The following is an 11799-nucleotide window of genomic DNA, read 5'->3' as shown; positions in this document are numbered from 1 at the left end:
CATGACGGTCATCGCTCGGCGACTCGCGGGCCACCTGGCCCGCGGGCTCGTCATGATCCTCGTGGTCGCCACGATCAGTTTCTTCATCGTCAACAACATCCCCGGCGACCCGGTCGCCGCCCGTTACGAGAAGCTGGTCGAGGGCGGCATGTCGCCGGAGGCGGCGCTGCAGGCCACCAAGGTGCTGTACGGCTTCCTGCCGTCGGGCTCGATATGGGATCAGTACGTCTCCTACATGAGCGGGCTGGTCAGGTTCGACCTCGGTGTCTCAGTCACCCATCCGGGCCGCCCCGTTCTCGACGTGCTCGCCGAAAAGACCAAGTGGACCGTTCTACCGGTCCTGCTCGGCACCCTGCTCAGCTTCCTCGTCGGCGTGATCCTCGGCGTCTACGCCGCGATCAAGCGCACCGGCAAGCTCGGTGACGTACTGGCCATCTCCGGCTCGCTGCTGCACGGCATCCCCCAGTACATCCTGGCCATGCTGCTGGTCGTGATCTTCGCGACGCTGATCCCGATTCTGCCCCATGACGGGCCGGTGGACATCCTGTTCGAGCCGGGCTTCAACGCCGGATATCTCGGCTCGCTGGCCGAGCACGCCGTGCTGCCCGTCCTGACCTACGCGCTGTCGGCCTACGGCGGCTGGATCCTGGCCATGAAGTCCAGCGTGGTGACGGTGCTCGGCGACGACTTCATTCTGGCCGCGGAGCTGCGCGGGATGAAGCGGTCGATCATTTTCCGCTACATCGCACGTAATGCGATCCTGCCGCTGTTCACGATCCTCGCACTCTCGCTGGGGCTGCTGCTGGGCGGCGCCGTCTTCATCGAGAAGATCTTCAACTATCCGGGGCTCGGTCTGCTGCTCATCGACAGCATCACCCTGCGCGACTACGCCCTCATGGGCGGTGCGTTCCTGCTGATCACCGTGGCGGTCATCGTGGCCAACATCGTGGCCGACCTGTTCTACACCGTGATCGACCCGCGGGTCCGGAGCGGGGAGGGGGACCGATGAGCAGCATCGTTTTGGAGAGCAGCACCACGGCGACCATGCGCCGCAACTTCTGGTACGGCGTCTGGCGCGTGATGAAGCGCAAGCCCAGCCGCATGGCCGGGGTCATCATCATCCTCGGCTTCGCGTTCATGGGGATCTTCGGGCCGATGTTCTTCCCGAACCCGCTGCCGGACAACCCCGACGCCATCACCCAGCCGCCGAGCTGGCAGCACTGGTTCGGCACCGACCCGCAGGGCAGGGACGTGCTCGCGCTGGTCATCACCGGCTCGCGCTACGTGCTGCTCAGCGCCGCGGTGACCGCTCTCATCACGGTGGTCTTCGGCACCGCGCTCGGGCTCTACTCCGGCTTCAAGCGGGGCCGCTGGGACACGGTGCTCATGCGGATCACCGACATGAAGCTCACCATCCCCGGCCTGCCGCTGCTGCTGGTGCTGGCGACGGTGTGGAAGTTCGGCAACCCGATCCAGATGGGGCTGGTGCTCGGCCTGCTCGGCTGGGGCGGCGTGGCGCGTGCCGTACGCGCGCAGACCCTGTCCCTGCGCGAGCGCGGCTTCATCGAGGCGGCGCGCGGCCTCGGCCTTTCCACCAGGCACATCGTCGGCAAGGAGCTGCTGCCGAGCATGGCCCCCTACATCGCGATGAACATGCTCATCGCGGTGACCGGCGCCGTCTACGCGCAGGTCGGCCTGTTCTTCCTGGGCGTGCTGCCGTACGAGTCCGACAACTGGGGCGTGATGCTCAACCTCGCCGTCTTCCAGGCGGGCGCCATGATCACCCCGACCGCGCTCGGCTATCTGCTGGCGCCGCTGCTGGCGATCCTGCTGCTCACGCTCGGGATCGTGCTCGTGGTGGACGCGATGGACGAGATCTTCAACCCCCGGCTGCGCGAGGAGTAGTAGGAAGTGGCGAAACAGGCGCCGGGTGTGCGCATCGACGGCCTCACGGTCGTCTACAAGACCCCCGCGGGCGAGCTGCCCGCCGTCAGGAACGTCAGCATGGCGCTGCCCGCCGGCACGATCACCGGCATCGTCGGCGAGTCGGGCTCCGGCAAGTCCACGCTGGCCTTCTCACTGCTCAACGCGGTGCAGCCGCCCGGGCGGATCAGCGCGGGCAGCGTCGAGATCGACGACCTGGGCAACGTGGTCGAATTCTCGGGCGAACGGCTGCGCAAGGCGCGCGGCGCCCACATCGGCTACGTCTTCCAGGCCGCGCAGAACTCACTCAACCCGCTCAAGACCGTCGGCAAGCAGCTGCTCGACCTCGGCCGCTCCCACGGCGTGGAGGACCTGCGCGGCCTGGTGAGGGACGCCAAGGAGCTGCTTGGCCGCATGGGCCTGGACGGCGCGCGCGTGCTCGACTCCCACCAGCACGAGCTGTCGGGCGGCATGCGCCAGCGCGTCGGCATCATGCTGGCGTTGGTGCTCAACGCCCACCTGGTCGTCCTGGACGAGCCCACCACCGCGCTCGACATGATCACCCAGGCGACGATCCTGCGGATCATCCGCGAGGTCCACGCCGAGCGCGGGCTGACCACCATGGTCATCACCCACGACATCGGCGTCGTCGCCGAGGTCGCCGACCGGCTCGCGGTCATGTACGGCGGGCGCATCGTCGAGCAGGGCCCCACCCGCGAGATCCTCGCCGCCCCCCAGCACCCCTACACGCGCGGCCTGATCAGGGCCATCCCGCGCCTGACCGGCGACATCGACCAGGCCCAGGCGCTGCCGGGCAGGCCGCCCACGCTGGCCACCGTGCCGAAGGAGGGCTGCGTGTTCCGCGAGCGCTGCCCCCAGCGCATGGACGTCTGCGACACCGTCGACCCCGAGGCCGTCCCGCACGGGGACCGGATCATCGCCTGCCACGCGGTCAAGGTCAAGGAGCACGCATGATCAGCGGCAAGGGCATCACCAAGACCTTCAAGCAGCGCGGCAACGTCCTGTCGGGACGCACCGTGCAGGCCCTGCGCGGCGTCGACTTCGAGATCCCCAAGGGCGGCGCGGCCTCCTTCATCGGCGAGTCGGGCTGCGGCAAGACGACGCTGGGCCGGATCATCGCGGGCCTGGAGAGCTACGACGACGGCGAGATCAGCGTCGACGGCGTCGAGCTGTCCTCGCTCAAGCCGAAGGCCAGGCAGCCGCACTTCCGCAAGATCCAGATGATCCACCAGGACCCCTACTCGGCGCTGAACCCGACCAGGACCATCCACCAGACGCTCCAGGCCCCGCTCGAACTGCGCGCCAAGCAGACCGGCAGGCCCAAGTCGTGGATCGACGCGCGGGCCAACGAGGTCCTGTCGATGGTCGGCCTCGACCCGGCCACCGTGCTCGGCCGCTACCCGCACCAGCTGTCGGGCGGCATGCGCCAGCGCGTGGTCATCGCCCGCGCCCTCACCGTCGACCCCGAGATGCTCGTCGCCGACGAGGCCACCTCCATGATCGACGTGTCGCTGCGGCTCGGCATCCTGGCGCTGCTGAAGGACCTGCGCGAGAGCCTCGGCGTGAGCGTGCTGTTCATCACCCACGACGTGGCCACCGCCCGCTACATCGGCGACGACGGCGAGCTGTATGTCATCTACCGCGGCCAGGTCATCGAGCGCGGCCCGGTCGACACGATCATCGCCGACCCGGTCCACCCCTACACCCAGTCGCTGCTGTCGGCCATCCCCGTGCTGCACGGCCTGGAGGTGCCCGGCCAGGAGCCGGTGGTGCCGACGGAGTCGCTGGACGAGAGCCACCAGGACGCCGGCTGCCTGTTCGCCAGGCGCTGCCCGTTCAGGACCGACGAGTGCGAGACCGGCCGTCCCACGCTGGGCCTCAGCGAGGGCGTCCCGCAGCGGCACGCCTGCTTCCACCCCCAGCGGCGCAGCGTCGTGGCCACCCACGTGGAGCGCGGCTGATGGGCCTGCACGAGATCGCGCGCGCGGCGCTCACCTACGACGCCGCCGAGGCCGCCGCGCTGGTCGACAGGCTCATGTCGCCGCCCACCACCCGCAGGTGGACGACGCTGACGACCGACGGGGGCTTCGTCATGGCCTCGCTGTCGGAGCGCGATCCGGCGATCGGGCACCTCGACCTGCTGGCCGTACACCCTGAGGCCCAGGGCCGGGGGCGCGGACGCGAGCTGGTGGCCGCCGCGGAGGAGTGGCTGCGTGCCGAGGGGGCGACGCAGGCCCGCTTCGCCGGCAACCCGCCGGCCTACGCCTGGCCCGGCATCGACGTGCGCTACACCGCCGCCGCGTGCCTGGCCGAGAGCGCCGGCTACGAGCGCTACCACGTCGCGTGGAACATGACCGCCAGGCTCCCCGTCCCCGAGGCCGAGGAGCCGCTACGGCCAGGCGTGGAACTGCACGCCAGCGGCCCGGACGAGGACCGCTCGCACGTCGCCACGTTCGTCGAGCGGGAGTGGAACGACAGGTGGGCGTGGGAGGCGGCCAACGCCACCGGCCTCCACTACGCCACGCTGGACGGCGAGATCGTCGCCTTCGCCGCCTGGGGCGCCAGGCCCACGTGGTTCGGCCCGATGGGCACCGCGCCCGCGGCGCGCGGTCTCGGCCTGGGCGGCGTGCTGCTGCGCCGCTGCCTGGCCGACCAGCACGCCGCGGGGCTGACCGAGGCGCAGATCGGCTGGGTGGGCCCGCTCCGCTTCTACTCGCGCGCCGTGGGCGCGCGAACCGAACGGGTCTTCTGGCTCTACCAGCGCGATCTGCGTTGAGATCACCGGTAGAGCAGCTCACCCTGGGGGCGGGTGGGCTCAGGGCACAGCCCGCGCGGGTCCTGCCCCGCCTCCAGGCAGCGCGCCAGCGTGTCCGACCCCCACAGGTGGTCGACGAACTGGTTGGTCGCGAACTCCTCGGGGTGCTGCGTACGGGCCACGTGGATCATGGACACGGCGGTGAAGACCGGCCGGAAGGCCCGCGGGTCGGTGACGTGCAGCTGCACCCCGCGTACGGCCTGGCCCGCGTGCTTGCTGAACGTCGGGGTGAACCACAGGTCGCGGAAGCGCACACCCGGCAGGCCGAGATCGTTGAGCGCGGGCGCGAACCTGTCGTCCAGGTACGGCGCGCCGACGATCTCGAAGGGCCTGGTGGTGCCACGCCCCTCCGACAGGTTCGTGCCCTCGATGAGCCCGGTGCCCGGATAGACGAGCGCGGTGTCCAGGGTGGGCATGTTCACCGACGGCATCACCCACGGCAGTCCCGTCTCGGCGAACGGCAGGTCTCTGTGCCAGCCCTCCATCGTGATGACCCGCGCCTCGGGGTCGAGCAGGAGCGCCAGCTCCCCCACCGTCAGCCCGTGCCTGGCGGGGATCGGCGCGCCGCCCACGGGGCTGGCGAAGGCCAGGTCCAGCAGCGGCCCCTCCGCCACGGTCCCGCCGATCGGGTTGGGCCGGTCCAGCACGACGAAGCCGACGCCGAGCCGCCTGGCCGACTCCATCAGGTCCTTCATCGTCCAGACGTAGGTGTAGAAGCGGGCTCCCACGTCGAACAGGTTGAACACCAGCGTGTCCACGCCGGAGGCCGCCACCAGCTCGTCCAGGTCGGCCCCCGTCTTGGTGTAGGTGTCGAAGACGGGCAGACCGTACTCCTGTCCCGGCCCCTCGCTGAACCCGGCCTGGGCGGTGCCGCGCATGCCGTGCTCGGGGCTGAAGAGCGCGGTCAGGTTCCGCAGAACCGTCGGTGTGGGGGTCAGATCGCGGAGCACTCCGGTCTGGTTGGTGATCAGGCCAAGCCGGTCGCCGTCGACCAGGCCGGGATCCGCGGCCAGCCGTTCGGCTCCGGTGCGTACGTAAGACATAGCTGAAGCTTATTTGCATATGAGATGCCAAAGGTGGAAATTAGCGTCATGATTGATCCACTCCCCGACCTGTCCACGGAGCAGAGCGATCCGCGCTACAGCCAGATCGACCGGCTGCCGACCTCGGAGATCGCCCAGTTGATGAACCAGGCGGACACCACCGTGCCCGCCGCGGTCGGCGCGGCCCTGCCCGCCATCAGCACCGCCATCGACGCGATCGCCGCCCGCATGCAGGCCGGAGGCAGGCTGCTGTACGTCGGCGCGGGCACCTCAGGCCGCCTCGCCGTCCTCGACGCCTCGGAGTGCCCGCCCACCTTCGGCACCGAACCCTCGCTCGTGCAGGGCGTCATCGCCGGCGGCCCGCCCGCGCTGACCCGGTCGGTGGAAGGGGCGGAGGACGACTTCCCCGCCGGCGCGCAGGCCCTCGCCGAGCTCGAGGTCGGCGCGCTTGACTCCGTCGTGGGCATCTCGGCCAGCGGCACCGCGCCGTTCGTGCTCGGCGCGCTGTCGGAGGCCGGACGGCGGGAAGCCCTGACCGTGGCGCTGTCGTGCAACCACCAGACGCCGCTGTCGGCCGCCGCCGAGCACGCCATCGAGGTCGTCGTGGGACCCGAGGTGGTGACCGGCTCCACCAGGCTCAAAGCGGGCACCGCGCAGAAGCTGGTGCTCAACATGATCTCCACCATCTCGATGATCAAGCTCGGCCGCACCTACGGAAACAACATGATCGAGATGTCCGCCATGAACACCAAGCTCGCCGGCCGCGCCGTCCGCATGGTCAGCGACATCACCGGCGCCCCCGTCGAGACCGCCAGGCAGACGCTGGAGGCCGCGGGCGGCCAGGCCAAGATCGCCGTGGTGATGATCGAGCACGGCGTCGACGCCGACGAGGCGCGGGCGCTGCTGGAGTCACACGGCTCCCGCCTGGGAGAGGTACGGCATGCTCGCTGACATCCTGGCCGCCGCCACGCCCTCCGTCATCCCCGCCGCCGTCGCGGTGATCGCCGTGGACGGCCAGGTCGCCGACGCGGCCGCCGCGGGCGAACTCGTCCGCTACACCGACCCCGACGGAACCCTCGCCACCACCAGACCGCCCGCCCGCAGGGACTCCGTCTTCGACCTCGCCTCGGTCAGCAAGCTCTTCACCACCGCCGTGGTCCTCTCGCTGGTGTCGCGGGGCCGCCTCGACCTGGACGCGCCCGTCGCCACCTGGCTTCCCGACCACTACGGCGACCGTACCCACATCACGCTGCGCCACCTGCTCACCCACACCGCCGGGCTCCAGCCGACCCACCGCGTCGACGACGTGCCGCCCGCCGACCGCCTCGACACCATCCTGGCCACGCCCATCACCTCACCCGTGGGCGGGCCGTACCTGTACACCGACGTCGGCATGATCACCGTCGGCCGGATCGCCGAGGTCGCGGGCGGCGCTCCGCTGGACACCCTCGTGCGCGACCTCGTCACCACGCCGCTCGGCCTGCCCGACACCGGCTACCGCCGCCTCGGCCCTCCGCTCTCGGCAACCGACCCGGCCCGCACCTCCAGCGACCCCGCCCGCGGCTCCACCGACCTCGCCCGCGGCGCTACCGACCTCGCCCGGATCGCCAAGACCGAATGTCACCGGGCCATCGGTGAGGTGCACGACGAGACCGCCCACTCCCTCGGCGGCGTCGCCGGCCACGCGGGAGTCTTCTCCACCGCCGACGACCTCGTCCGCTTCGGCGAGGCCCTCCGCCTCGGCCGCCTCCCCCTCACCGACCAGATGACCCGCGAGCACCCCGTCGAGGGCGCCGCCTTCCGCCACGGCCTCGGTGTGCGCATCGGCGATCCCGGCATCGTCGGCCCCCTCGCCGACGCCTACGGACACTCCGGATTCACCGGCACCTCCCTGATCGTCGACCAGGCCCACAAGCTCACCGTCGTCCTGCTCACCAACGCCGTCCACCCCGTGCGCGGCCGTCCCGGCATCAGAGAGCTCCGCAACGCCGTCGCCGCCGAGGCCCTACGGATAGTGTCTCGACCATGAAACCCGCAGATATCTCCCTTTTGCACACGCTCGGTACCCCGACCGTGTCCCCAGACGGCACCCACGCGGTCGTCGCCGTGACCCGGCCCGACCTCGACGCCGACGAGTACCGCGGCGAACTCTGGCTGGTCCCCACCGACGGCGCCACCGAACCCCGGCAGCTCACCGGCGGACGCAAGGACGGCGAACCCACCTACTCCCCCGACGGCCGCTGGCTCGCCTTCACCCGCGCCGAACCGGGCGCCCGCCCCCAGCTGCACGTCATGCCCACCACGGGCGGCGAGCCGTGGAAGGTGACCGACCAGCCGCTCGGCGCGGGCAAACCCGCATGGAGCCCCGACTCGCGACGGCTCGCGTTCGTCTCCCGCGTGCCCGAGGAGGGCAGGTACGGCGACACCAAGCCCGACAAGGAACGGCCCCGCCGCATCACCACCCTGAAATACCGCCTGGACAACCTCGGCTTCTACAGCGACCGCCGGTCCCACGTCTTCGTCACCGACCCGTTCGCCTCCCGCACCTCCGTGGCGCCCGCCGTCCAGGTGACCGAGGGCGACTTCGACCACGACGACCCCGCCTGGAGCCCCGACGGCACGCTGCTGGCCTTCACCGCGGCCCGCCACGACACCCGCGACGCCACCCACTACAGCGACCTCTGGCTCGCCGCGCCCGACGGCACCGGCCTGCGCCGGATCACCGACACCACGCTCTCCGTCGGCCAGCCCCGCTTCACCCCCGACGGCGCCACCGTCTGCTTCCACGCCGCCGCCCCCGGCCCGACCGGCCGCACGCTCGTCGCCGAAAACCGCGGCGTGTGGTCCGTGCCCGCCGACGGCTCCGCCCCGCCGCGCCGCCTCACCGCGGCCGAGCCGTACCACCTGGCCAACAACGGCGTCATCGTCACCACCGACGACGGCGTGCTGTTCCCCGCCGAGAACCGCGGTGCCTCCGACCTGCTGCTCGTGCCGTACGACGGGTCGGCGCCCGAGATCCTGATCTCCGGCGCGCGCGAGGTCTACGCGCCCGCGCACGCCGCGGGCGTCGTCGTCGCCACCGTCGCCGACCAGACCACCTCAGGCGAGCTCGTCGCCCTCCGCGACGGCAAGGAGAGCACGCTCACCGCCTTCGCCGCCCTCACCCCGCTCCCCCTCGAAGAGATCACCACCACCGCGCCCGACGGCTACCCCGTCCACGGCTGGCTCGTCCGCCCCACCGGCGAGGGTCCCCACCCGGTGCTGCTGATGATCCACGGCGGCCCCTTCACCCAGTACGGCTGGCGCGTCTTCGACGAGGCCCAGGTCTACGCCGCCGCCGGATACGCGGTCGTCATGGGCAACCCGCGCGGCTCCTCCGGCTACGGCGAGGCCCACGGCAAGGCCGTCATCGGCGACGTCGGCAACGTCTCGGCCATCGACCTGCTCGCCCTCCTCGACGCCGCCCTCGCCACCGGCGGGCTCGACACCGGACGCGTCGGCGTGCTCGGCGGCTCCCACGGCGGCTACATGACCACCTGGCTGGCCGCCCACCACGGCGACCGGTTCAAGGCGGCGATCAGCGAACGCGCGGTCAACGCGATCGACAGCTTCCACGGCTCCAGCGACATCGGCTGGTCGTTCGCGCGCGACCTCTACGGCGACGACCCCGCCGGATGGGCGGAGCTCAGCCCGCTGACCCACGCGTCCAGAATCGACCTGCCGTTCCTGATCATCCACTCGGAGCACGACTGGCGCTGCCCCGTCGAGCAGGCGCAGCGGTTGTTCGTGGCGCTGAAGCTGCGCGGGGTGGAGACGGAGATGCTGCTGTTCCCCGGTGAGGGACACGAGATGTCGCGCTCGGGGCTGCCGTCCCACCGCGTCGCCCGCTTCGAGGCCATCCTCGACTGGTGGGAGCGCCACCTGACCGCCTAGACGTGTCCGGAGGTGACCTGGTGCTCTCCCAGAGCATCAGGTCAGGCCTTCTCCTCACCGGTGAGCTCCCGCATGCGCCGTACCAGCGCCGCTCGGCGGACGTGGGCCCGCACGGTGAGCACCAGCGTCGCCGTGACGAACAAGCCCCCCAGCGCCAGTACGGCGCCTGCCCCGGTGCCCCGCTGAACGGCGACGACATTCGTCGCCGCTCTGGCCAACTGGAGGCCGAGAACGTGCCGCGAGGCCTCCGCGCCACCGTCGCCCACGGCGGCGGGCTCGCGGCATCGCCATCACCCGGTGGCGCGCCGACCGCTGCTCAGATCGCGTGCAACCCCCAGGCCCGTCCGGTGACACGCCGGGCACCGCCTGCCGCAGCCCAACCCTGACCGCCCGATGGCACGTCAGGCGCCGCTGCCCCACTGCCGACCCGCCCGACGGCGCGTCGAGCGACGCTGATCGCAGCCCAACCGCCGACCCGCCCGGTGACAAGCCGAGCGACGCAGACCGCAGCCCAACCCCTGACCGCCCGATGGTCATGCGCCGCAGCCCAACCGCCGACCCGCCCGATGGCACGTCGAGCGACGCAGACCGCAGCCCAACCGCCGACCCGCCCGGTGACAAGCCTCCCGCTGCTTGCCGGAGCGGAACCAACGGCCAGTCTTGACCATCGTCAGCCATACAGCGGGGACTACTCACTCATCGGCCTGGGTCAGGACCCATGGGCAGCCAGGGGGCCGGTGCCCGGCCCGCGTCAGGGTGCCAGGGCCTCCAGCGCCTCTTCCGCCCTGCGCATCGCCTCCTCGGGCGCGGCGGTCACGATCGCCGGGTCGAAGTTCAGGTCGTGGAACACCTCCGTCACTCCCCGCGCCGCCAGGTCCGCCACGTCCTGCCTGATCTTCTCGTACGGCCCGCTCAACGCCGGGCCGTCCTGATCATCGGTCACCCTGGTGACGCCTCGGCAGATGAACCGCAAGGCCTCGGGGTCGCGACCCGCCTCCCTGGCGGCCGCCTTTACGGTGTAGATTTTGTCCGATATGCCGTTCAGATCCTCCCGGCTGGCGCTCACCCACCCGTCGGCGAGTCGGCCTGCCCGCCGCAACGCCACCTCCGCTCCGCCACCCAGCAGGATCGGCGGGATAGGCGACGGCTTGGGATCCAGGTGCGAGGCGGGGATCCGATAGAACTCCCCGTCATGCCGGATGACGTCGTCGGTCCAGCACTTCCGCAGAACTTCGACGAACTCCTCGCCTCTGCGTCCACGCTTGGCGAAGTCGACGCCCATGGCCTCGAACTCCTCGGGCAGCCATCCGAGCCCCAGTCCGAACGACACCCGCCCACCCGAGACCTCCTGCAGCGTCGCCACCTGCTTGGCCACGAGAACGGGCGGCTCGAACGCGTTGACCACGGCCACTCCCAGCCTGATCGACTCGGTGACGCCGGCGAGGTAGGACAGGGTGACGATGGGGTCGTGGACGCTCCGGTAGGTCGGGCCCATGGCATGGCCCTCGGGATAGAGGACCCGCTGGAACGTCCACAACTCGTGGTAGCCGAGCTGCTCCGCGCGGGTGGCGATGCGCCGCAGGTTGTCACGAGTGGCCCACGGCCCGGACACGGGGACAGCAAAACCGATCCTCATACCCCGTCAGCCTAGGTTCTCGAGCCGCTCTTCGGCGTGCGGCCAGGCCGATCCGGTGATGTGCTCGTTGAGGGCCTCCGCCGGCCCCGGCCGAAAGATCCACGGCTGGTGCTCGGGGCGCGGCCCAGGTCACCGACAGGCCCCGGCCACGGGTGGTAGCGCGGAACTCGCGCGGCAGCCGGTCGGTCGACAGCCCCACCGCCGCCCGAGAAACACATAAAGGGCCCCACCGCCGGTCGGTGAAGCCCTCAGAAACACGCCCGAGCACATACATGCTTGAAAACACCGAAAGGCCCCGCCCAGGAGAAACCTCCCGGACAGGGCCTAACGATCAAGAATTGCGCGGCGGCGACCTACTCTCCCACACCCTCCCGAGTGCAGTACCATCGGCGCTGTAGAGCTTAACTTCCGGGTTCGGAATGTAACCG

General features: G+C 70.9%; 11 protein-coding genes and 1 rRNA gene. 8 read left to right on the top strand and 4 right to left on the bottom strand.

The window, feature by feature from the left end; translation table 11 throughout:
• The first annotated feature begins 1 nt into the window (after position 1).
• The 5 genes from ACFXJ8_RS36840 to ACFXJ8_RS36820 are packed head-to-tail and all read left to right on the top strand — an operon-like array spanning position 2 to position 4720.
• Positions 2–1009: an ABC transporter permease gene (locus ACFXJ8_RS36840; protein ID WP_379649039.1), complete on the top strand. Its 1008-nt coding sequence runs from the start codon at positions 2–4 to the stop codon at positions 1007–1009.
• The gene (locus ACFXJ8_RS36835; protein ID WP_379649037.1) at positions 1006–1905 is read left to right on the top strand and encodes an ABC transporter permease; all 900 of its coding nucleotides are present in this window, start codon (positions 1006–1008) and stop codon (positions 1903–1905) included. Before ACFXJ8_RS36840 ends, ACFXJ8_RS36835 begins: the two co-directional genes overlap by 4 nt.
• Positions 1906–1911: 6 nt before the next feature.
• A complete protein-coding gene (locus tag ACFXJ8_RS36830; RefSeq protein WP_379649035.1) occupies positions 1912–2898 on the top strand; it encodes an ABC transporter ATP-binding protein in 987 nt (328 codons plus the stop codon).
• Positions 2895–3905 (top strand): ABC transporter ATP-binding protein, encoded by a 1011-nt coding sequence (locus ACFXJ8_RS36825; RefSeq protein WP_379649033.1) that lies wholly within the window; start codon positions 2895–2897, stop codon positions 3903–3905. Before ACFXJ8_RS36830 ends, ACFXJ8_RS36825 begins: the two co-directional genes overlap by 4 nt.
• Positions 3905–4720, top strand: a complete 816-nt coding sequence (locus ACFXJ8_RS36820) for a GNAT family N-acetyltransferase (protein WP_379649031.1) — start codon at positions 3905–3907, stop codon at positions 4718–4720. The genes ACFXJ8_RS36825 and ACFXJ8_RS36820 overlap by 1 nt, the downstream gene beginning before the upstream one ends.
• Positions 4721–4722: 2 nt before the next feature.
• On the opposite strand, the gene ACFXJ8_RS36815 is transcribed toward ACFXJ8_RS36820, so the two are convergent.
• The gene (locus tag ACFXJ8_RS36815) at positions 4723–5802 is read right to left on the bottom strand and encodes an exo-beta-N-acetylmuramidase NamZ domain-containing protein (protein WP_379649029.1); all 1080 of its coding nucleotides are present in this window, start codon (positions 5800–5802) and stop codon (positions 4723–4725) included.
• Positions 5803–5850: 48 nt separating this feature from the next.
• Between ACFXJ8_RS36815 and murQ the strand changes: the two genes are divergently transcribed.
• Genes murQ through ACFXJ8_RS36800 form a run of 3 tightly spaced genes read left to right on the top strand, consistent with a single transcriptional unit; the run spans position 5851 to position 9735 of the window.
• Positions 5851–6753 carry an N-acetylmuramic acid 6-phosphate etherase gene (gene murQ, locus ACFXJ8_RS36810; protein WP_379649027.1) on the top strand — a complete coding sequence of 301 codons (903 nt, stop codon included), beginning with the start codon at positions 5851–5853 and terminating at the stop codon, positions 6751–6753.
• The gene (locus tag ACFXJ8_RS36805) at positions 6743–7831 is read left to right on the top strand and encodes a serine hydrolase domain-containing protein (RefSeq protein WP_379649025.1); all 1089 of its coding nucleotides are present in this window, start codon (positions 6743–6745) and stop codon (positions 7829–7831) included. The genes murQ and ACFXJ8_RS36805 overlap by 11 nt, the downstream gene beginning before the upstream one ends.
• A complete protein-coding gene (locus ACFXJ8_RS36800) occupies positions 7828–9735 on the top strand; it encodes a S9 family peptidase (protein WP_379649023.1) in 1908 nt (635 codons plus the stop codon). Before ACFXJ8_RS36805 ends, ACFXJ8_RS36800 begins: the two co-directional genes overlap by 4 nt.
• A 41-nt stretch (positions 9736–9776) precedes the next feature.
• Here ACFXJ8_RS36800 and ACFXJ8_RS36795 read toward each other — a convergent pair whose 3' ends face one another.
• The 3 genes from ACFXJ8_RS36795 to rrf all read right to left on the bottom strand — a co-directional run.
• Positions 9777–10001 carry a hypothetical protein gene (locus tag ACFXJ8_RS36795; protein WP_379649021.1) on the bottom strand — a complete coding sequence of 75 codons (225 nt, stop codon included), beginning with the start codon at positions 9999–10001 and terminating at the stop codon, positions 9777–9779.
• Between the two features lie 485 nt (positions 10002–10486).
• A complete protein-coding gene (locus ACFXJ8_RS36790) occupies positions 10487–11371 on the bottom strand; it encodes a TIGR03619 family F420-dependent LLM class oxidoreductase (RefSeq protein WP_379649020.1) in 885 nt (294 codons plus the stop codon).
• A 340-nt stretch (positions 11372–11711) separates the two neighbouring features.
• Positions 11712–11799, bottom strand: a 5S ribosomal RNA gene (gene rrf / locus ACFXJ8_RS36785); the annotation flags it as partial.

The sequence above is a fragment of the Nonomuraea sp. NPDC059194 genome (assembly GCF_042754765.1).
Taxonomy (GTDB): domain Bacteria; phylum Actinomycetota; class Actinomycetes; order Streptosporangiales; family Streptosporangiaceae; genus Nonomuraea.
This window is presented reverse-complemented; position numbering and strand designations above follow the sequence as displayed.

Excerpts from the sequence above, each read along its gene's own strand:
- ACFXJ8_RS36840 (WP_379649039.1), top strand. The coding sequence starts at position 2 with ATGACGGTCATCGCTCGGCGACTCGCGGGCCACCTGGCCCGCGGGCTC.
- ACFXJ8_RS36835 (WP_379649037.1), top strand. The coding sequence starts at position 1,006 with ATGAGCAGCATCGTTTTGGAGAGCAGCACCACGGCGACCATGCGCCGC.
- ACFXJ8_RS36825 (WP_379649033.1), top strand. The coding sequence starts at position 2,895 with ATGATCAGCGGCAAGGGCATCACCAAGACCTTCAAGCAGCGCGGCAAC.
- ACFXJ8_RS36820 (WP_379649031.1), top strand. The coding sequence starts at position 3,905 with ATGGGCCTGCACGAGATCGCGCGCGCGGCGCTCACCTACGACGCCGCC.
- ACFXJ8_RS36815 (WP_379649029.1), bottom strand. The coding sequence starts at position 5,802 with ATGTCTTACGTACGCACCGGAGCCGAACGGCTGGCCGCGGATCCCGGC.
- murQ (WP_379649027.1), top strand. The coding sequence starts at position 5,851 with ATGATTGATCCACTCCCCGACCTGTCCACGGAGCAGAGCGATCCGCGC.
- ACFXJ8_RS36805 (WP_379649025.1), top strand. The coding sequence starts at position 6,743 with ATGCTCGCTGACATCCTGGCCGCCGCCACGCCCTCCGTCATCCCCGCC.
- ACFXJ8_RS36800 (WP_379649023.1), top strand. The coding sequence starts at position 7,828 with ATGAAACCCGCAGATATCTCCCTTTTGCACACGCTCGGTACCCCGACC.
- ACFXJ8_RS36790 (WP_379649020.1), bottom strand. The coding sequence starts at position 11,371 with ATGAGGATCGGTTTTGCTGTCCCCGTGTCCGGGCCGTGGGCCACTCGT.